A 19609-nucleotide genomic window follows, 5' to 3' on the forward strand; every position below is an offset into this window, starting at 1 on the left:
ATGTCAGAGTCGCGTCTTCTCGAAGGCAAGGTCGCCGTCATTTCCGGAGCGGCATCGCCGCGAGGAATCGGCATGGCGACGGCCCGCATGTTCGCGAAGCACGGCGCGAAAGTCGCCATTCTCGATCTCGACGAAGCCGCCGCGCGCGAAGCCGCCAGCGAAATCGGACCGGAGCATCGCGGCTATGCGTGCAACGTCACCGACCGCGCCGCCTGCGATAAAGCCGTGCAACAAGTCATCGCGGATTTCGGCGTCATCGACGTGCTCATCAACAATGCGGGCATCACGCAGGCCGTGAAGCTGCTCGACATCGACGCGCAAAGCTGGGACCGCGTCCTCGACGTGAACCTGCGCGGCGTGCTGTATCTCTCGCAGGCGGTCGTGCCGCAGATGAAGCGTCAGGGCAGCGGCTCGATCGGCTGCATGTCGTCGGTGTCGGCGCAGCGCGGCGGCGGCATTCTCGGGGGCCCGCACTATTCCGCGGCCAAAGCGGGCGTGCTCGGTCTCGCCAAGGCGATGGCGCGCGAGCTCGGCAACGACGGCATCCGCGTGAACTGCGTGACGCCCGGCCTGATCCAGACCGACATCAACGCGGGCAAGATCAGCGACGAAAAGCGCGTCGAGATTCTCGCCGGCATTCCGCTCAACCGTCTCGGCGGGCCGGACGACGTGGCGGGCGCATTCCTGTTCCTCGCGTCGCCGATCTCGTCCTACATCACCGGCGCCGTGATCGATGTGAACGGAGGCATGCTGATCCACGGCTGACGCAGTATCGGAGACACGCGCCGTCGAGAGCGCGTGCTCCACGCAGACAAAACCGATCGCCATAACCAGGTTTGGAGGAGCACATCATGACCACCCGCTCGATCAAAAGCGGCATCGACAGGCGCACGTTCCTGAAGACGGGCGCCACCATCGCCGCAGCCGCGCCGCTCTGGAGCCTCACGACACGCAAGGCGTCGGCGGCCGACTTCTCGTACAAGCTCGCGACGGGCCAGGACCCGACGCATCCGGTGAACATCCGCGCGCAGCAGGCCTGCGACAAGATTCGCGAAGCCACCGGCGGCAAGCTCGACATCAAGCTGTTCCCGGCGAACCAGCTCGGCTCCGACACGGACCTGCTCTCGCAGGTGCGCAGCGGCGGCGTCGAGTTCTTCAATCTGGCCTCGTCGATTCTCGCGACGCTCACGCCCGCCGCGGGCATCGTCAACACGGGTTTCGCGTTCCCCGATTACGACCACGTCTGGAAAGCGATGGACGGCGATCTCGGCGGCTATGTCCGCTCGCAGGTCGAGAAGTCCGGCATTCTCGCGGTGTCGAAGCCGTGGGACAACGGCTTTCGCCAGATCAGCTCGTCCACGCGCGTCGTGAAGACGCCCGCCGATCTGAAGGGCTTCAAGATTCGCGTGCCGCAAGCGCCGATGCTCACCTCGCTCTTCAAGTCGCTCGATGCGGGCCCGGCGCCCATCAACTTCAACGAGCTGTACTCGGCGCTGCAAACCGGTGTGGTGGAAGGCCAGGAGAATCCGCTGCCGATCATCGCGACGGCCAAGCTCTACGAAGTGCAGAAGTCGATCAGCCTGACCTCGCACGTGTGGGACGCGTACTGGATTCTCGGCAATCGTCGCGCGTGGCAGGCGCTGCCCGCCGACATGCGCGCCATCGTCACGCGCGAATTCGACGCCGCCGGCATGCTGCAACGCGCGGACATCGCCCAGCTCAACGGCTCGTTGCGCGATCAGTTGAAGGGCAAAGGCATCAACATCGTGGATGTGGACCGCGAGGCCTTCCGCGGCGCGCTCAAGAAGACCAGCTTCTATAGCGACTGGAAAGCCAAGTACGGCGATCAAGGCTGGGGCACGCTCGAAAAGTACACCGGAAAACTGGTATGAAAGCCATGCACACGATCCCGCTTCCGCATCCGGCGCCACACCGCGTCGCCGCGTTTCTCGACACCTGGCTCGGCCACTGCGTGGAGATTCCCGCCGCGCTGCTGGTCCTGGCCGAGATCGTGGTGCTGTTCGCCGGCGTGACGAGCCGCTATGCGCTGCACACGCCGCTCGTCTGGTCCGACGAACTCGCGTCGATGCTGTTCCTGTGGCTCGCGATGCTGGGCGCGGTCGTGGCGCTGCGGCGCGGCGAGCACATGCGCATGACGGCGCTGGTCGGCATGGCCTCGCCGGGCGTGCGCGCGTTTCTCGATGTCATCGCGATCGCCGCACCGCTCGCGTTCCTGCTGATGGTGATCGGGCCGGCGGTGGACTTCGCGCAGGACGAATCGTTCATCACGACGCCCGCGCTCGATATCGCCAACTCGTGGCGCGCCGCCGCGTTGCCGATCGGCGCGGGCCTGATGCTGCTCGTCGCGTGCCTGCGGCTCGTGCGCGTGGGGAACTGGAAGCTCACCATCGGCGCGCTCGCGCTGGTGGCCGCGGTCGCCATCGCGTTCTATGCGGCGAGTCCGCTGCTCAAAGGCCTCGGCAATCTCAACCTGCTGATCTTCTTCGTCGGCCTCGTCGCGCTGTGCGTGCTCTCGGGCGTGCCCATCGCGTTCTCGTTCGGTCTCGCGACCTTCGGCTATCTCGCGCTCACCACGAGCACGCCGCTCGTCGTGGTCGTCGGGCGCATGGACGAAGGCATGTCGCATCTGATCCTGCTTTCCGTGCCGCTCTTCGTGTTCCTCGGCCAGTTGATCGAGATGACAGGCATGGCCAACGCGATGATCGCGTTCCTCGCCAGCATGCTCGGCCACGTGCGCGGCGGCCTGTCGTACGTGCTCGTCGGCGCAATGTATCTGGTGTCGGGCATCTCCGGCTCGAAAGCGGCCGACATGGCGGCGGTCGCGCCCGTGCTGTTTCCCGAGATGAAGGCGCGCGGCGCGAAACCGGGCGATCTCGTCGCGCTGCTCGCGGCCACGGGCGCGCAGACCGAAACCATCCCGCCGAGTCTCGTGCTCATCACGCTCGGCTCGGTGACGGGCGTGTCGATCTCGGCGCTCTTCACGGGCGGCATGCTGCCCGGCATCGTGCTCGCGGTGACCTTGTGCACGGTCGTCTGGTGGCGCTATCGCAGCGACGATCTCTCCGGCGTGAAGCGCGCGACCCGCAAGGAGATCGTGCGCAAGCTCGCGATCGCCCTGCCCGCGCTCGCGCTGCCCTTCGTGATTCGCGCGGCCGTGGTCGAAGGCATCGCCACGGCGACGGAAGTATCGACCATCGGCATCGGCTATGCGGTGATCGCGGGTCTCTTGATCTATCGCCGCTTCGAATGGGGCCGCTTAAAGCCGATGCTGATCGATACCGCCGCGCTCTCCGGCGCGATCCTGCTGATCATCGGCGCGGCGACGAGCATGGCGTGGGCGCTCACGCAGTCGGGCTTCTCGGGCCAGCTCGCGCGCACGATGGGCGCGCTGCCCGGCGGCACGTGGATGTTCATGGCGGCGTCGATACTCGTGTTCATCGTGCTCGGCAGCGTGCTGGAAGGCATTCCCGCGATCGTGCTGTTCGGGCCGCTGATGTTCCCGATCGCGCGCCAGATGGGCATCAACGACGTGCACTACGCGATGGTCGTGATCCTCTCGATGGGCGTGGGCCTGTTCGCGCCGCCGTTCGGCGTCGGCTACTACTCGGCCTGCGCGGTGAGCCGCATCCATCCGGATGAAGGCATGAAGCCGATCGTCGGCTATATCGCGGCCCTGATCGTCGGGCTGATTTTCGTCGCCGCGATTCCGTGGATTTCCACGGGCTTCCTGAAATAAATTCCGTTCAACGCTCAGTGATGCCGCTCCTTCGATGGAGCGGCCAGGAGAAGTCATGTCTTCCATCGACACGCAAAAGCTGTCGAACGCCATTCGCTTTCTCGCCATCGACGCCATCGTGCGCGCGGGCGAAGGTCATCAGGGCGTGCCGCTCGGCATGGCGGAAATCGCCACGGCGCTGTTCACGCGGCACATGAAATTCAATCCCGCCGATCCGCAATGGCCCGACCGCGACCGTTTCGTGCTTTCGAACGGCCACGGCTCGATGCTGCTCTATGCGCTCTTGCATCTCACGGGCTATGCGAACTTCGGCATCGACCAGATACGGACGTTCCGCGAGATGGGCTCGCATTGCGAAGGCCATCCGGAATTCGACACGGCCTCGGGCATCGAGGTGACGACCGGCCCGCTCGGGCAGGGCATCGCGAACGCGTTCGGCATGGCGGTGGCCGAGGCGTATCTCAATGCGAAGTTCGGCGCGGGCGTCGTCGATCACTACACGTATGCGTTCGTCGGCGATGGCTGTCTGCAAGAGGGCGTCGGACAGGAAATGATCTCGCTCGCCGGGCATCTGAAGCTCGGCAAGCTGATTCTGTGCTGGGACGACAATCGCATCACCGACGACGGCAGCACGACGCTCTCGATCAGCGAGAACGTGAGCGAACGTTTTCGCGTCGCGGGCTGGCATGTGGTCGAAGTGGACGGGCACGATCTCGAAGCCGTGTCGGATGCGCTGGCGCGAGCGAAAGCCGATCCGCGTCCGTCGATGCTCGCATGCCGCACGACGATCGCACGCGGCATCGCGCGTCTGCAAGGTCAGCGCGGCGGACACAGCGGACGTCTCTTCGACAAGGACGCCGACGCCGCGCGCAACGCGATGAACTGGCCGCATGCGCCCTTCGAGATTCCCGACGACGTGCAGCACGCATGGCGCGAAGCGGGACGGCGCAGCGAGGACGAATATCGCGCATGGCGCGAGCGCGTCGCTTCGTTGCCCGCACCCGCGCGCGCGGAGTTCGACCGCATCCAGGCCGGCGAATTGCCCGAAGGATGGCGGCAAACGCTGGAAACCTACAAGCGCGATGCCGGAACGCGCGCCGAAGCGCCGGGCGGCATCATGATCTCCGCCGAGATCAACGATCTCCTCGCGAACGTGTTGCCCGAACGCATGGTAGGTTGCGCCGATCTCGAAGCGCCGACGAGCCACAAGCGCAGCCTGCGCGCATTCACGGTCGAAGATCGCGGCGGCGCTTACGTCCATTGCGGCGTGCGCGAACACGTGATGGGCGCGATGGCGAACGGCATGGCCGCGCACGGCGGCGTGATTCCGCTCACCGTCACCTATCTCGCCTTCTCCGATTACGAACGCCCCGCGATGCGCATGGCCGCGCTCATGGGCCTGCCGGTGAAGTTCGTCTTCAGCCACGACTCGATCGGCGTCGCCAAGAACGGGCCGACGCATCAGCCCGTCGAGATTCTCGCGTCCCTGCGCGCGATGCCGAACATGTACGTGTTCCGTCCCGCCGATGCCGTCGAGGCCGCCGAATGCTGGATGCTCGCCTACGAGCGCAAGAGCGGCCCGAGCACGATGGTGTTCGCGCGCCAGGCGCTGCCGCTCGTGCGTACGAAGCACGAGGACGACAACCGCTCGGCGCGCGGCGGCTACGTGCTCGCCGAGGCCGAAGGCGGCGTGCGGCGCGTGACGCTCATCGCGACCGGCTCGGAGGTCGCGCTGGCGCTCGCGGCGCGCGAGCAGTTGCAGGCGGCGGGCATCGCGACGGCGGTCGTGTCGATGCCCTGTTGCGAACGCTTCGACGATGAGGACGCGGCGTACCGCTCAAGCGTGCTCGGCGCGGACACCGTGCGTGTCGTGGTGGAAGCGGCGGTGCGCTTCGGCTGGGACCGCTACATCGGCGAGCGCGGCGGTTTCGTCGGCATGAAGGGCTTCGGCGCTTCGGGGCCGGCCGAGGCGCTCTATGAACATTTCGGCATCACGCCGCGGCATATCGTCGAAGAAGTGAAGCGGCATCTTTGAATCCCGAACAGCAAGGAAAGAGCATGCAGAAGATCGTTTTTCTGGACCGCGAGACGCTCGCGCCGCAGATCCGCCTGAAGCGGCCCGCGTTCGAGCACGAGCTCGTCGAGTTCGACCGCACCGCGCCCGATGAAGTGGTGGCGCGTCTCGCGGGCGCGAGCATCGCGATCACCAACAAGGTCGCGCTCACGGCGGAGCTGCTGGACCAGTTGCCGGAGCTCAGGCTCATTGCGGTGGCCGCGACGGGCACCGATTGCATCGACAAGAGCGCGTGCGAGCGGCGCGGCATCGTCGTCTCGAACATTCGCGGCTATGCGGTGAACACCGTGCCCGAGCATACGTTCGCGCTGATGCTCGCACTGCGGCGCAATCTGATCGCTTATCGCGACGACGTGCTCGAAGGCGAATGGCAGAAGGCCGGGCAATTCTGCTTTTTCAATCATCCGATTCGCGATCTGGGCGGCGCGACGCTCGGCATCATCGGCGAAGGCGTGCTCGGGCAGCGCGTCGCGGAAATCGCCCGCGTGTTCGGCATGCGGCCGATCTTCGCCGCGCACAAGGGGCGCGAGGGACTCGGCCCGCTCTACACGCCGTGGGACGAAATGCTCGCGACGAGCGATGTCATCACCATTCACAGCCCGCTCACGCCGCACACGCGCGGCATGCTGTCGACGGCCGAATTTCGCGCGATGAAGAAGAAGCCGCTCATCATCAACACGGCGCGCGGCGGCCTCGTGGACGAAGCCGCGCTCGTCGAGGCGCTCGATGAAGGCTGGATCAGCGGCGCGGGCTTCGATGTGCTCGCGACCGAGCCGCCCGCGCCCGGCAATCCGCTGATGCGCGTCGCGGGCCGGCCGAACGTGATCGTGACGCCGCACGTCGCGTGGGCATCGGATGAAGCGCAACAGACGCTCGCGGATCAGTTGATCGACAACATCGCGGCATTCGTGGCGGGCGCGCCGGTCAATGTCGTGCGCTAAAGGCCAGCCATGAACGTGACCTTCATCGGCCTCGGCGCGATCGGCTTGCCGATGGCGCAGCGGATCAACGCCTCGGGCCATGCCGTGACGGGCGTGGATCTGTCGAGCCGCGCGCGCGGGCTCGCGCAGGAAAACGGCCTCGCCACCGTCGATGGCTTCGCGGCTGCGCCGGCCGCCAGCGTCGTCGTCGCGATGGTGGCGACGCCGCAGCAACTGGCATCGCTCGTCGATGGCGTCGGCGCGAAGCTTGCCGGTCAGACGTGGGTGATCATGTCGACGGTCGGTCCGGACGCGGTGCGTCGAGAGGGCGAACGGCTGGCGGCGGCGGGCGCGCGAGTGATCGACGCTCCCGTGACGGGCGGCACCGCGCGCGCGAGGCGCGGCGAACTCGTGATCTTCGCGGCGGGCGCGCAACGCGACATCGACGACGTGCGCCCCGTGCTCGACGCGATGGGCACCGTGCGCATCACAGGCACGAAGCTCGGCGACGGACAGGCGATCAAGCTCGTGAACCAGCACTTGTGCTCGGTGCATATCGTCGCCGCGGCGGAGGCGCTGAATCTGGCGCGCTCGCTCGGTCTCGATCCCGCCGCCGTGCTCGATCTGGTCGAAAAAGGCGCTGCCGGTTCGTGGATGCTGTCCGATCGCGGCCCACGCATGTTGCAAGCCGCCGGCGTGACGGTGACGAGCGCCATCGACATCTTCGTGAAGGACAGCGATCTCGTGGTCGCGGCCGCGCGGGCGTGCGGCGCCGACGTTCCGCTGCTGTCCGTCGCCAATGCCCGCTATCACGCCGCAGCGGACGCGGGCCTCGGCGCACGCGACGACAGCCGCGTCATCGACACGTGGGACTGAGCGCGGACTTCCGCCGTGACCTGACACGCACGCTGATCGCTTCCTTCAGAAGAACTATAGTTAAGGCTCACAAAAACGGAGGCACCATGATTTCGTGCAAACGTCACTTCTGGATCCGTGCGATTCTGGCCACGTCCTTGCTTTACATCCCGCTGACACACGCCCAACTCGGCAACCTTCTCGATCAGGGCAAAAGCAGCGGGGGCGGAGCGGGCGGCGCGCTCGGCAGTCTCGGCGGATTGAGCAGCGGCATGTCGCTGGACTCGCTGAGTTCGGGCAGCACGAGCAATGTCGCCGGCGTGCTCGAATTCTGCATCAAGAACAACTACCTTGGAGGCGGCGCATCGTCGGTCAAGGACGGGCTCATGAGCAAGCTCGGCGGTTCGGCTTCGAGCGACAGCGGATACACCAGCGGCGCGAAGGGTATCCTCGATAGCGGTAACGGCAAGCAGGTCGATCTGAGCGGCGGCGGTCTGAAGGAACAACTCACGAAGCAGGTTTGCGACAAGATTCTCGCTCAGGGAAAGTCGTTGCTGTAACGGTCGTGATCGCGCGGCGCCTACTTGATGTTCTCGTCCCAGTAAGCCTCGATCTGCCTGACGAGAACCGGTGGCAAGGAGACGTAATGCTCAGCATCGGCGTCGGCCTGTCCTTCGTTGAGCGCCCATCTGAAGAACGCGAGCGCGGCTTTCAGCGCAGCCGGGTCCTTCGCCTCTCGCGGCACGAGCACGAACACCACGCCGGCGATCGGCCATGCGTTCTCTCCGGGCGCGTCCGTCACGATCTGATAGAAGTCCGGCTGCTGAGTCCAGTCGGCGGCTGCGGCGGCTGCGCTGAAGCTCGCCCGCGATGGTTCCACGAAGGCGCCGCTGCGGTTCTGCACGGCGGTGAAGGCCAGATTCCGTTGCAGCGCGTAAGTCAGTTCGACATATCCGATCGAGCCTTCCACGTTCTTGATGTACATCGCGACGCCGTCGTTGCCGGCCGCGCCGACGCCGGTCGGCCATTTGACCGTGGTGCCCGCGCCCACGCCGCTCTTCCACGCAGCGCTGCTCTGCGAAAGGAAGCTGACCCAGTTGAACGTGGTGCCCGAACTCTCGTTCCGATGCACGACGACGATCTTTAGATTCGGAACACTGACATTCGGATTGAGCGCGACGATGGCCGGATCATTCCAGTTGACGATCTTGCCGAGGTAGATGTCGGCGAGCAGCGGCCCGGTCAGACGAATCTGCCCAGGACCGACGCCCGGAAGATTGACGACGGGCACCACGCCGCCGATCACGACAGGGAACTGGGCCAGTCCCGCCGCGCGCAGTTCGTCGGGCGCGAGCGGCATGTCCGATGCCCCGAAAGTCACTCTCGCCGCCTTGATCTGGCGGACGCCGTTTCCCGAGCCGGTAGGCTGGTAGGCGACTCGCTGACCGGTTTTCGTATGGTAGGTGTCCGCCCATTTCAGCAATAGCGGGTAGACGAATGTGGAGCCCGCGCCGGAAATCTCCGCGGAAAATGCGATCGCTGCATGGCACGTGGCGAGACAGAACGCGACGGCAAGAAGCAGTCGCCTTGAACCGGTCGGTTTCTTGTTCATCGTTGAGACCCTCGACATGCTTTGCGCGGTACGGGACGATGCGTTCCGGAACGTCATGACGCGGCCATTCGGCCGCGCCCTCAAAGTCACTGTCTCTGATCTTAGGATGTGCGGACGATTTTCCCAATGCCGTCGCTTCGCGATTGCGCGGATCGGAAAGAACGGCTCGAATCGAACGAACGCTCGTGTTTGCAGATGGAAGCCCGCGCGCAAGAAGATAAACTGGCTTGCAACGCTCGATGTCATCGACCGCTCTCCACTACGCCAGGATTCCATGTCATCTGCAGCAGCCCCCTTGCCGCGCGTCGGCCTGCTCTTTTCCCTCGCTCCGTTCCTGCGGCCTTATGCCGGGCGCTGGGCGCTCGCGTTCTTGGCGCTCGTGACGTCCGCGTGCGCGACGCTGGCGCTGCCGATGGCTTTCAGATACCTGATCGATCGTGGATTCGCGAGCGGTGACCGGACGCATATCGACCGCTATTTCATCGCGCTTTTCGTCGTCTCGCTCGTGCTCGCGGGCGCGACGGCATTGCGCTTCTACTGGGTATCGTGGCTGGGCGAGCGCGTGACGGCCGACTTGCGGAGCGCGGTCTACGATCACATCATGCGAATGAGCCCGCAGTTCTTCGAGACGACCCAGACGGGCGAAGTCCTCTCGCGCCTCACCACCGACACGACGCTGATCCAGACGGTCGTGGGCACCAGCCTGTCGCTCGGATTGCGCAACGCGTTGCTGACGGTCGGCGGCATCGCGATGCTGGTGACGACGAGCCCCGTGCTGTCCGGCTACATCATCGCCGTGCTGATCGTGGTGGTCGCGCCTATCGTCTTCTTCGGACGGCGCGTGCGGCGGCTTTCGCGCGCCAGCCAGGACAAGGTCGCGACCGCGAGCGCGCTGGCGGGCGAAGTGCTCAACGCAATGCCGACGGTGCAGTCGTACACGCAGGAAACATTCGAGGCAAAGCGTTTCGGCACGGCGGTGGAATCCGCGTTCGAGACAGCGCTTACGCGAATCCGCGCTCGCGCAGGATTGACGGCCGTGGTCATCGTGTTCGTGTTCGCCGCCGTCGTCTTCGTGCTCTGGCTCGGCGCGCAGGCCGTGCTGGCAAAACAGATGACGGCGGGCCAGTTGTCGCAGTTCATCCTGTACGCGGTGTTCACGGCGGGCGCCGTCGGCGCGCTCGCCGAGGTGTGGGGCGATCTGCAGCGCGCCGCCGGCGCAACCGAACGTCTCATGCAGCTTCTGGCCGCGCGCTCGCCCGTCACCGAGGCCGGAACGACCACGCCGATGCCGGCCGCCGGCGAAGGCATCCGCTTCGACGATGTGAGCTTTTCCTATCCCTCCCGCGAAGGCATCGCGACGCTGTCCGGATTCTCGCTCCATGTCCGACCGGGCGAGCATGTCGCGCTCGTCGGGCCATCGGGAGCGGGCAAGACCACGCTGTTCCAGTTGCTGCTGCGCTTCTATGATCCGCAGTCCGGAAGCATTTCGATCAACGGCGTCGCGACACGGCACATGTCGTTCGGCACGTTGCGCCGGACGGTCGGCGTCGTGTTGCAGGACTCGGTGATCTTTTCGGGAAGCGTATTCGACAACATCCGTTACGGCATGCCCGACGCGACGCTCGCGCAAGTACAACACGCCGCCGGCATGGCCGCCGCCGCCGGTTTCATCGAGCAGCTTCCGCAGGGCTACGACACGTTTCTCGGTGAGCGCGGCGTGAGGCTGTCGGGCGGGCAGCGTCAACGCATCGCGATCGCGCGGGCGATCCTTCGTGATCCACCCGTTCTGCTGCTCGACGAAGCCACCAGCGCGCTCGATGCAGCGAGCGAACGACTCGTGCAAACGGCGCTGGACAACGCCGCGCAGAACCGCACCACGCTCGTCATCGCGCATCGGCTGGCGACTGTTCAGCAGGCCGACAGGATCGTCGTGATGGAACAGGGGCGCATCGTCGCGCAAGGCCGTCACGCCGAGTTGCTGCGAAGCTCGCCGCTCTACGCGCAACTCGCGGCCCTGCAATTCGGCGAGCAGGCCGTCGCCGCTCGCCGGGACTTCAACGCTTCGCGTTGAGCCTTCGCCACAACGTCGTCTTGCTGATGCCGAGCGCCTTGCAGACGGCGTCCCGATCGCCTCCGAACGCGGCGAGCGTCGCACGGACCTGATCGGCTTCCACCGAACGGCTCAGGTCACGTAGCGATAGATCCGCGCTCGCATCGGTCCTGAGTTCGGACAGCTCGGGCGCGATCGCCAGCAAGTCTTCGAGCGTCAACGCAAGGGGTTGCCCCGTGTCGACGTCCATGTCCGGAATCTCCACGGCAATGCGCTCGACGATGTTCTGCAACTCACGAACGTTGCCGGGCCACGGATAAACGCAGAGCGCCTGCTCCAGCGGCGCGAGCAGGCGCGCTGCGTCGTCGCGGCCGGGCACGCGCTGCGCAAGCGCCTTGTCGCGTCTTGCGGCCTGCATCAGAAGCTCCGTCGCCAGCGGCAGGATGTCGCTGGATCGCGCGCGCAATGGCGGCACCGCGACGCTCAGAATATTGATTCGATAAAACAGGTCGGCCCGAAACGATCCATCCGCGACGCCTTCCGCGAGCGTGCGATGCGTCGCGGCGATCACGCGGATATCGACGCGCGTCGGCTCCGTCGATCCGAGGCGTATCACCTCTCTTTCCTGCAGCACGCGCAGCAGGCGGCTTTGCAGCGAAGGCGGCATCTCGCCGATCTCGTCGAGAAACAAGGTTCCGCGATGCGCCGCTTCGATCAACCCGGCCTTGCCGCCCTTGCGCGCGCCCGTGAACGCGCCTTCCTCGTAGCCGAACAGCTCGCTTTCGAGGAGCGCCTCGGGGAACGCGCCGCAGTTCATCGCGACGAACGGAAAGTCCTTGCGGCGGCTCAGGCGATGCATGCTCTGCGCGACCATTTCCTTGCCGGTGCCGCTTTCGCCGAGAATCAGCACGGTGGCATCGGATTTCGCGTAGCGGCGCACGAGCGCTCTCACGCGCTCGATCGATTCCGACTCGCCGACGACGTCCTCCAGCCGATAGCGCGCGACGAATTCCTGCGCGCCCTGCCGCGATCGCAGGGTCCGGTCGAGACGCTCGACCGCGCGCGATTCCTGGAACGTGAAGATCGTGCCGCCCGCCGCGCCATCGCTCGCCAGCGGTCCGCGATGGATCGCGTAGCTCACGCCGCGCACGGCGCCGAACACATCGCCATCGGCGACGGGCAACACGCCGTCGAGTTCGGGCGCGACATCGAGCAGCGCACGGCCGACCGCGCGCGATACGTCGGCGATGCCGAGCGCGGTCGCGAGCCGGCGATTGATCGCTTCGATGCGGCCGCCCGCATCGACCGCGACGACGCCATCGCGAAGATGCTGCAACAAGTTGTCGAGCCGATTGCGGCGCGCGACTTCGCGGCGCATCGCCTGCGCGACTTCCAGCGCGGTCTCGAACGCCGCGACGACGGATGTGCGCGAATACAGAAACACCGAGCTCATGCCCGCGTCGGCGGCCAGATCCGCGACGAGGCCGGGCCCGACCACGACATCGACGCCGCGATCGCGCAGATCGAGCACGAGGCTCTCCGCGTCCTGCGCCGAGCGATACGATTCGCAGATCATGTCGATGCCGTAAGCGGCGAGAAACCGGCGTATTTCGGCGGGCGTGTCGCCGTGCGTGACGAGCGCGACGCTCGCGCCCTCGCGCCGCGCCTTCGTGAGCGCGTGCATCACGTCGAAGCCGGTCGGGCTGATCACGACGACCGGCACCGACACGCGGCTCTTGAGATAAGCGCCGTTGGAGCCGCCCGCCACGACGACATCGGGCCGCTCGTCGCGCGCGCCTTCGATGCTGTTCGCGGCGTCCTCATAGCCGAGCGGGACGACGTCGAGCTCGGCGCGATCGGCGTAGGCGCCGGCAATATCGATGAACAAATCCCGGAGCCGGCTGATACCGACGGCCCAGATGCGCGGGCGAGACGCGGTTTCCGTTTGCATGATCTTCTGCGGTGAATGAAACGATGGAGCTCATTTAGTATGCAACATCCGTTTCAGATTCGAAATCCTGGATTTCATCCCTGAAAGCACTTACGTTCGGTCAAATTTTAGATGTATTGCAAAATCAATGACTTACGTGAATGGAGCGCCCTGGCAAGCAAATTGCATTAATGGGCCGAGTTCATCAGGAGACAAAACGTGAGTTCCGAATTTCAGTCCGCACAGACCGCAGGCGCGCGGTTCCGCCAGGCCGTCCGCGACGAAGCCCCGCTTCAGGTCGTCGGCGCGATCACCGCGTACGCCGCGAAAATGGCCGAAGCCGTCGGTTTCAAGGCGCTCTATCTGTCCGGCGGCGGCGTGGCCGCCAATTCGCTCGGCATGCCCGACCTCGGCATCAGCACGATGGAAGACGTGCTCATCGACGCGCGCCGCATCACCGACGCGTCCTCGCTGCCGCTGATGGTCGATATCGACACGGGCTGGGGCGGCGCCTTCAACATCGCGCGCACGATCCGTTCGTTCATCAAGGCGGGCGTGGCTGCCGTTCATATCGAGGATCAGGTCGGGCAGAAGCGCTGCGGGCATCGGCCGGGCAAGGAAGTCGTGCCGATGAGCGAAATGGTCGATCGCGTGAAAGCCGCCGTCGATGCGCGCACCGACGAGTCGTTCGTCATCATGGCGCGCACCGACGCCGCGGGCGCCGAAGGCATCGACGCGGCGATCGAGCGCGCGGTCGCGTATGTCGAAGCAGGCGCCGACATGATCTTCCCCGAAGCGATGAAGACGCTCGACGACTATCGCCGCTTCAAGGCCGCCGTGCGCGTGCCGATTCTCGCGAACCTGACCGAGTTCGGCTCGACGCCGTTCTTCACCGTCGATGAACTGAAGGACGCGAACGTCGATATCGCCTTGTATTGCTGCGGCGCGTACCGCGCGATGAACGCCGCCGCGCTCAACTTCTACGAGACCGTCAAGCGCGACGGCACGCAAAAGGCCGCCGTCGAAACGATGCAGACGCGCGCCGATCTGTACAAGTATCTCGGCTATCACGCCTACGAAGACAAGCTCGATCAGCTTTTTGCAGCAAAGAAATAACCCTTGTGAAGGAGACGAAATCAATGAGCGAAGCAGACAACAGCACCGCAGGCGCATTCAAGCCGAAGAAATCCGTTGCGCTGTCCGGCGTCACGGCGGGCAATACCGCGCTGTGCACGGTCGGCAAGACCGGCAATGACCTGCACTATCGCGGCTACGACATTCTCGATGTCGCGACCACTTCCGAATTCGAAGAAATCGCGCATCTGCTGGTGCACGGCAAGCTGCCGAATGCGGCCGAACTGAAGGCGTACAAGACGAAGCTCAAGGCATTGCGCGGCCTGCCCGCGAACCTGAAGGCCGCGCTGGAATGGATTCCCGCGTCCGCGCATCCGATGGACGTGATGCGCACCGGCGTCTCCGTGCTCGGCACCATCCTGCCCGAGAAGGACGATCATAATGTTGCGGGCGCGAAGGATATCGCCGACAAGCTGATGGCCTCGCTTGGTTCGATGCTGCTGTACTGGTATCACTATTCGCACAATGGCAAGCGCATCGAAGTCGAAACGGATGACGACTCCATCGGCGGGCACTTCCTGCATCTGCTGCATGGCGTGGCGCCGTCGAAGTCGTGGGTCGATGCGATGCATGTATCGCTGAATCTCTACGCCGAGCACGAGTTCAACGCATCGACGTTCACCGCACGCGTGATCGCGGGCACCGGCACCGACATGTATTCGGCGATCACCGGCGCGATCGGCGCGCTGCGCGGCCCGAAGCATGGCGGCGCGAACGAAGCGGCCTTCGACATTCAATCGCGCTATGAAACGCCCGACGCAGCCGAAGCCGACATCAAGCGCCGCGTGGAGAACAAGGAAGTCGTGATCGGCTTCGGCCATCCGGTGTACACGATCTCCGATCCGCGCAACAAGGTCATCAAGGAAATCGCGAAGACATTGTCGAAGGAAGCCGGCGACACGAAGCTCTTCGATATCGCCGAGCGCCTCGAAACGGTGATGTGGGACGCGAAGAAGATGTTCCCGAATCTCGACTGGTTCAGCGCGGTTTCGTATCACATGATGGGCGTGCCCACGGCCATGTTCACGCCGCTGTTCGTGATCTCGCGCACGTCGGGATGGGCGGCGCACATCATCGAGCAACGCATCGACAACAAGATCATCCGGCCGAGCGCAAATTACACCGGTCCGGAAAACCTCGAGTTCGTCCCGCTGGCAAAACGCGCCTGAGGCACATCGAACCCCCTTGACGTTGATACGCGAGATACGTGAGGGCTTCGGGCTCCGCTGCCACACCCGGCAGCGGGCCCCTTTTTTTGCCGCAATCGATGCGAAAGCCGTTGATGACCGATACGCGAGTTGAGCGTAACCTCTCCTCGAACCGTAAGGCCAGCGGCGCTTAGAATAGACCGAATTATTAAACGAAGGGGTCTCCCCACAGTACCCTTCGAGCGTGGCATCTGAAAGACCATGCAATGACCGAGACACCGCGATGAATACTGCAAACCGCAAACCCCTGCCCGGCTCCTCGCTCGATTACTTCGACGCGCGCGCAGCCGTCGAAGCCATCGCGCCGGGCGCCTATGACAAGCTGCCCTACACCTCGCGCGTGCTCGCGGAGAATCTCGTGCGCCGCTGCGATCCGGCGATGCTCGAACAATCGCTGATGCAGCTCGTCGAAAGGAAGCGGGAGCGCGATTTCCCGTGGTTCCCGGCGCGCGTCGTGTGTCACGACATTCTCGGACAGACCGCGCTCGTCGATCTCGCGGGCCTGCGCGACGCGATCGCGGACCAGGGCGGCGATCCGGCGAAAGTGAATCCCGTGGTGCCGGTGCAGCTCATCGTCGATCATTCGCTCGCGGTGGAATGCGGCGGCTTCGATCCGGATGCGTTCGCGAAGAACCGCGCCATCGAAGACCGGCGCAACGAGGATCGCTTCGACTTCATCAACTGGACCAAGAAGGCGTTCAAGAATGTCGATGTGATTCCGCCGGGCAACGGGATCATGCATCAGATCAATCTGGAGCGCATGTCGCCGGTCATTCATGCGATCGACGGCATCGCGTATCCGGATACGCTCGTTGGCACCGACAGCCATACGCCGCACGTCGATGCGCTCGGCGTGATCGCCATCGGCGTGGGCGGCCTCGAAGCCGAAAACGTGATGCTGGGCCGCGCGTCGTGGATGCGCCTGCCGGATATCGTCGGCGTCGAGCTTTCCGGCAAGCGTCAGCCGGGCATCACGGCAACCGATATCGTGCTCGCGCTCACCGAATTCCTGCGCAAGGAAAAGGTGGTCGGCGCGTATCTCGAGTTCTATGGCGAAGGCGCATCGAGCCTCACGCTCGGCGACCGCGCGACCATCTCGAACATGGCGCCCGAATACGGCGCGACCGCCGCGATGTTCTACATCGACGAGCAGACGATCGAGTATCTGCGTCTCACCGGCCGCGAGGACAAGCAAGTGAGCCTCGTCGAGCAATACGCGAAAACCGCGGGACTGTGGGCCGATTCGCTGACACACGCCGAATATGAACGCGTGCTGCGCTTCGATCTGTCGGCGGTCGTGCGCAACATGGCCGGGCCGTCGAATCCGCACAAGCGCTTGCCGGTTTCGGAACTGGCGGCGCGCGGCATCGCGGGCAAATGGGAAGACACGCCGGGGCAGATGCCGGACGGCGCGGTGATCATCGCTGCGATCACGAGCTGCACAAACACCAGCAATCCGCGCAACGTGATCGCGGCCGCGCTCCTCGCGCGCAATGCGAATGCGCAAGGCCTCACGCGCAAGCCGTGGGTGAAATCGTCGCTCGCGCCGGGCTCGAAAGCGGTCGAGCTGTATTTGCAGGAAGCCGGTCTGCTGCCGGATCTGGAACAACTCGGCTTCGGCATCGTCGCGTTCGCCTGCACGACGTGCAACGGCATGTCCGGCGCGCTCGATCCCGTGATCCAGCAGGAAATCATCGATCGCGATCTGTACGCGACCGCCGTGCTCTCCGGCAATCGCAACTTCGACGGCCGCATTCATCCGTACGCGAAGCAAGCGTTTCTCGCGTCGCCGCCGCTCGTGGTCGCGTACGCGATCGCGGGCACGATCCGCTTCGACATCGAACGCGATGCGCTCGGCATCGGCGCGAACGGTCAGCCGGTGTATCTGAAAGACATCTGGCCGAGCGACGAGGAAATCGACGCCATCGTCAAACAAAGCGTGAAGCCGGAACAGTTCCGAAAGGTCTACGAGCCGATGTTCGCGCTGACCCCGGCGAGCGGCGAAGCCATCAGCCCGCTCTACGACTGGCGCGCGCAAAGCACGTACATTCGCCGCCCGCCATATTGGGAAGGCGCGCTCGCGGGTGAACGCACGCTCACGGGAATGCGCCCGCTCGCCGTGCTCGGCGACAACATCACGACGGACCATCTCTCGCCGTCCAACGCGATCCTCGCGAACAGCGCGGCTGGCGAATACCTCACGAAAATGGGCTTGCCGGAGGAAGACTTCAACTCGTACGCGACGCATCGCGGCGACCATCTGACGGCGCAGCGCGCGACCTTCGCGAACCCGACGCTCATCAACGAAATGGCGATCGTCGAAGGTCAGCAGAAGAAGGGCTCGCTCGCTCGCATCGAACCGGAAGGCAAGGTTACGCGCATGTGGGAAGCGATCGAAACGTACATGGAGCGCAAGCAGCCGCTCATCATCGTCGCGGGCGCGGATTACGGGCAAGGCTCGTCGCGCGACTGGGCCGCGAAAGGCGTGCGGCTCGCGGGCGTCGAAGCGATCGTTGCGGAAGGCTTCGAGCGCATTCATCGCACGAACCTGATCGGCATGGGCGTGCTGCCGCTCGAATTCAAGCCGGGCGCGAATCGCCAGACGTTCGCTATCGACGGCACCGAGACGTACGACGTGATCGGCGAGCGCAAGCCGCGCGCGGATCTCACGCTCGTGATCCATCGCGCGAACGGCGAGCGTGTTGAGGTGCCGGTGACGTGCCGCCTCGACACGGCCGAAGAAGTCTCGATCTACGAAGCCGGCGGCGTGCTGCAACGCTTCGCTCAGGACTTCCTGGAGTCGTCGAAGGCGGCGGCCTGACATCGGACGCCATCTCTCTCACAAGGAATCACATGGCACACGCACCACAGATCAAGATCGCCGCGACCTACATGCGCGGCGGCACCAGCAAGGGCGTTTTCTTTCGCCTGAACGATTTGCCCGAAGCGGCGCGCGTGCCCGGCCCCGCGCGCGATGCGCTTTTCCTGCGCGTGATCGGCAGTCCGGACCCGTATGGCAAGCAGATCGACGGCATGGGCGGCGCGACGTCGAGCACGAGCAAGACGGTCATCGTGTCGAAGAGCGCGCGGCCCGGTCATGACGTCGATTATCTCTTCGGTCAGGTCGCCATCGACAAGCCGTTCGTCGACTGGAGCGGCAATTGCGGCAATCTTTCCGCGGCGGTCGGACCGTTCGCGATCGCGGGCGGCCTCGTCGATCCGGAGCGCGTGCCGGACAATGGCGTCGCGATCGTGCGCATCTGGCAGGCGAATATCGGCAAGACGATCATCGCGCATGTGCCGATGACGAGCGGCGCCGTGCAGGAAACCGGCGACTTCGAACTGGACGGCGTGACCTTCCCCGCCGCCGAAGTGCAGCTCGAATTTCTCGATCCGGCAGCGGAGGAAGAAGGTGCGGGAGGCGCGATGTTCCCGACGGGCAATCTCGTCGACGATCTCGAAGTCCCCGGCATCGGCACCTTCAAGGCGACGATGATCAACGCGGGCATTCCGACTATCTTCGTGAACGCGGACGCCATCGGCTACAAGGGCACCGAGCTTCAGGACGCGATCAACGGCGACGACGCGGCGTTGAAGCGCTTCGAAACCATTCGCGCATACGGCGCGCTGCGCATGGGGCTCATCAAGAGCCTCGATGAAATCGCCACGCGTCAGCACACGCCGAAGATCGCGTTCGTCGCGCGTCCGGCGGAATATGTCGCATCGAGCGGCAAGCGGATCGGCGCGGACGATGTCGATGTCCTCGTGCGCGCGATGTCGATGGGCAAACTGCATCACGCGATGATGGGCACGGCCGCCGTCGCGATCGGCACGGCGGCGGCGATTCCGGGCACGCTCGTCAATCTCGCGGCGGGCGGCGGCGAGCGTCAGTCGGTGCGCTTCGGGCACCCGTCGGGCACGTTGCGCGTCGGCGCGGAAGCGGTCGAAGCGAACGGCGAGTGGCAGGTGAAGAAAGCCATCATGAGCCGCAGCGCGCGCGTGCTGATGGAAGGCCGCGTGTGGGTTCCGAACGTGTTGCCGGATTAAGCCGGCGTTTGTTCCCGGTCGT

The 19609-nt window shown here is 65.0% G+C and carries 14 protein-coding genes; 12 read left to right on the top strand and 2 right to left on the bottom strand.

All coding sequences use genetic code 11. The features are described 5' to 3' along the window. From PQR08_RS29490 to PQR08_RS29520, 7 genes are all read left to right on the top strand, one after another. Nucleotides 1-765, top strand: a complete 765-nt coding sequence (locus tag PQR08_RS29490) for an SDR family NAD(P)-dependent oxidoreductase (protein ID WP_250487582.1) — start codon at nt 1-3, stop codon at nt 763-765. A gap of 86 nt (nt 766-851) precedes the next feature. Then, nucleotides 852-1892: a TRAP transporter substrate-binding protein gene (locus PQR08_RS29495; protein WP_035509515.1), complete on the top strand. Its 1041-nt coding sequence runs from the start codon at nt 852-854 to the stop codon at nt 1890-1892. Nucleotides 1893-1897: 5 nt separating this feature from the next. Continuing rightward, nucleotides 1898-3757 (top strand): TRAP transporter large permease, encoded by a 1860-nt coding sequence (locus PQR08_RS29500; protein ID WP_187603680.1) that lies wholly within the window; start codon nt 1898-1900, stop codon nt 3755-3757. A gap of 55 nt (nt 3758-3812) precedes the next feature. After that, nucleotides 3813-5792, top strand: a complete 1980-nt coding sequence (tkt, locus tag PQR08_RS29505; RefSeq protein ID WP_250487581.1) for a transketolase — start codon at nt 3813-3815, stop codon at nt 5790-5792. 23 nt (nt 5793-5815) lie between these two features. Then, nucleotides 5816-6772, top strand: a complete 957-nt coding sequence (locus PQR08_RS29510) for a D-2-hydroxyacid dehydrogenase (RefSeq protein ID WP_250487580.1) — start codon at nt 5816-5818, stop codon at nt 6770-6772. Between the two features lie 9 nt (nt 6773-6781). After that, complete coding sequence (locus PQR08_RS29515) at nt 6782-7627, top strand: NAD(P)-dependent oxidoreductase (RefSeq protein ID WP_408163235.1); 846 nt, start codon at nt 6782-6784, stop codon at nt 7625-7627. An 86-nt stretch (nt 7628-7713) separates the two neighbouring features. After that, the gene (locus tag PQR08_RS29520; RefSeq protein WP_250487578.1) at nt 7714-8166 is read left to right on the top strand and encodes a YjjA family protein; all 453 of its coding nucleotides are present in this window, start codon (nt 7714-7716) and stop codon (nt 8164-8166) included. Nucleotides 8167-8186: 20 nt separating this feature from the next. On the opposite strand, the gene pstS is transcribed toward PQR08_RS29520, so the two are convergent. Continuing rightward, nucleotides 8187-9218 carry a phosphate ABC transporter substrate-binding protein PstS gene (gene pstS, locus PQR08_RS29525; protein ID WP_051627215.1) on the bottom strand — a complete coding sequence of 344 codons (1032 nt, stop codon included), beginning with the start codon at nt 9216-9218 and terminating at the stop codon, nt 8187-8189. Between the two features lie 274 nt (nt 9219-9492). Here pstS and PQR08_RS29530 point away from each other — a divergent pair, with 274 nt between their 5' ends. Further along, entirely contained in the window at nt 9493-11289 is a 1797-nt protein-coding gene (locus PQR08_RS29530) for an ABC transporter transmembrane domain-containing protein (RefSeq protein ID WP_250487577.1), read from the top strand. Here the strand turns inward: PQR08_RS29530 and prpR are convergent. Further along, the gene (prpR, locus tag PQR08_RS29535; RefSeq protein ID WP_250487576.1) at nt 11273-13219 is read right to left on the bottom strand and encodes a propionate catabolism operon regulatory protein PrpR; all 1947 of its coding nucleotides are present in this window, start codon (nt 13217-13219) and stop codon (nt 11273-11275) included. The two genes, PQR08_RS29530 and prpR, sit on opposite strands and share 17 nt — an antisense overlap. 198 nt (nt 13220-13417) lie before the next feature. On the opposite strand from prpR, the gene prpB reads away from it, so the two are divergent. The 4 genes from prpB to prpF all read left to right on the top strand — a co-directional run bounded on the left by prpB (nt 13418) and on the right by prpF (nt 19587). Beyond that, nucleotides 13418-14314, top strand: coding sequence for a methylisocitrate lyase (gene prpB / locus PQR08_RS29540; protein ID WP_187602958.1), 897 nt, complete (start codon nt 13418-13420; stop codon nt 14312-14314). A gap of 23 nt (nt 14315-14337) precedes the next feature. After that, nucleotides 14338-15501 (top strand): bifunctional 2-methylcitrate synthase/citrate synthase, encoded by a 1164-nt coding sequence (prpC, locus tag PQR08_RS29545; RefSeq protein WP_408163238.1) that lies wholly within the window; start codon nt 14338-14340, stop codon nt 15499-15501. A gap of 262 nt (nt 15502-15763) precedes the next feature. Next, the gene (gene acnD / locus PQR08_RS29550; RefSeq protein ID WP_250487571.1) at nt 15764-18361 is read left to right on the top strand and encodes a Fe/S-dependent 2-methylisocitrate dehydratase AcnD; all 2598 of its coding nucleotides are present in this window, start codon (nt 15764-15766) and stop codon (nt 18359-18361) included. Between the two features lie 32 nt (nt 18362-18393). After that, nucleotides 18394-19587, top strand: coding sequence for a 2-methylaconitate cis-trans isomerase PrpF (gene prpF, locus PQR08_RS29555; protein ID WP_250487570.1), 1194 nt, complete (start codon nt 18394-18396; stop codon nt 19585-19587). The last annotated feature ends 22 nt before the right edge of the window (nt 19588-19609 follow it).

Origin of the sequence: Caballeronia jiangsuensis, from assembly GCF_046030135.1 — a bacterium.
GTDB lineage: Bacteria > Pseudomonadota > Gammaproteobacteria > Burkholderiales > Burkholderiaceae > Caballeronia > Caballeronia jiangsuensis.

Coding starts and splice junctions, on each gene's coding strand:
- PQR08_RS29490 (WP_250487582.1), top strand. CDS start 1: ATGTCAGAGTCGCGTCTTCTCGAAGGCAAGGTCGCCGTCATTTCCGGA.
- PQR08_RS29495 (WP_035509515.1), top strand. CDS start 852: ATGACCACCCGCTCGATCAAAAGCGGCATCGACAGGCGCACGTTCCTG.
- PQR08_RS29500 (WP_187603680.1), top strand. CDS start 1,898: ATGCACACGATCCCGCTTCCGCATCCGGCGCCACACCGCGTCGCCGCG.
- tkt (WP_250487581.1), top strand. CDS start 3,813: ATGTCTTCCATCGACACGCAAAAGCTGTCGAACGCCATTCGCTTTCTC.
- PQR08_RS29510 (WP_250487580.1), top strand. CDS start 5,816: ATGCAGAAGATCGTTTTTCTGGACCGCGAGACGCTCGCGCCGCAGATC.
- PQR08_RS29515 (WP_408163235.1), top strand. CDS start 6,782: ATGAACGTGACCTTCATCGGCCTCGGCGCGATCGGCTTGCCGATGGCG.
- PQR08_RS29520 (WP_250487578.1), top strand. CDS start 7,714: ATGATTTCGTGCAAACGTCACTTCTGGATCCGTGCGATTCTGGCCACG.
- pstS (WP_051627215.1), bottom strand. CDS start 9,218: ATGAACAAGAAACCGACCGGTTCAAGGCGACTGCTTCTTGCCGTCGCG.
- PQR08_RS29530 (WP_250487577.1), top strand. CDS start 9,493: ATGTCATCTGCAGCAGCCCCCTTGCCGCGCGTCGGCCTGCTCTTTTCC.
- prpR (WP_250487576.1), bottom strand. CDS start 13,219: ATGCAAACGGAAACCGCGTCTCGCCCGCGCATCTGGGCCGTCGGTATC.
- prpC (WP_408163238.1), top strand. CDS start 14,338: ATGAGCGAAGCAGACAACAGCACCGCAGGCGCATTCAAGCCGAAGAAA.
- acnD (WP_250487571.1), top strand. CDS start 15,764: ATGAATACTGCAAACCGCAAACCCCTGCCCGGCTCCTCGCTCGATTAC.
- prpF (WP_250487570.1), top strand. CDS start 18,394: ATGGCACACGCACCACAGATCAAGATCGCCGCGACCTACATGCGCGGC.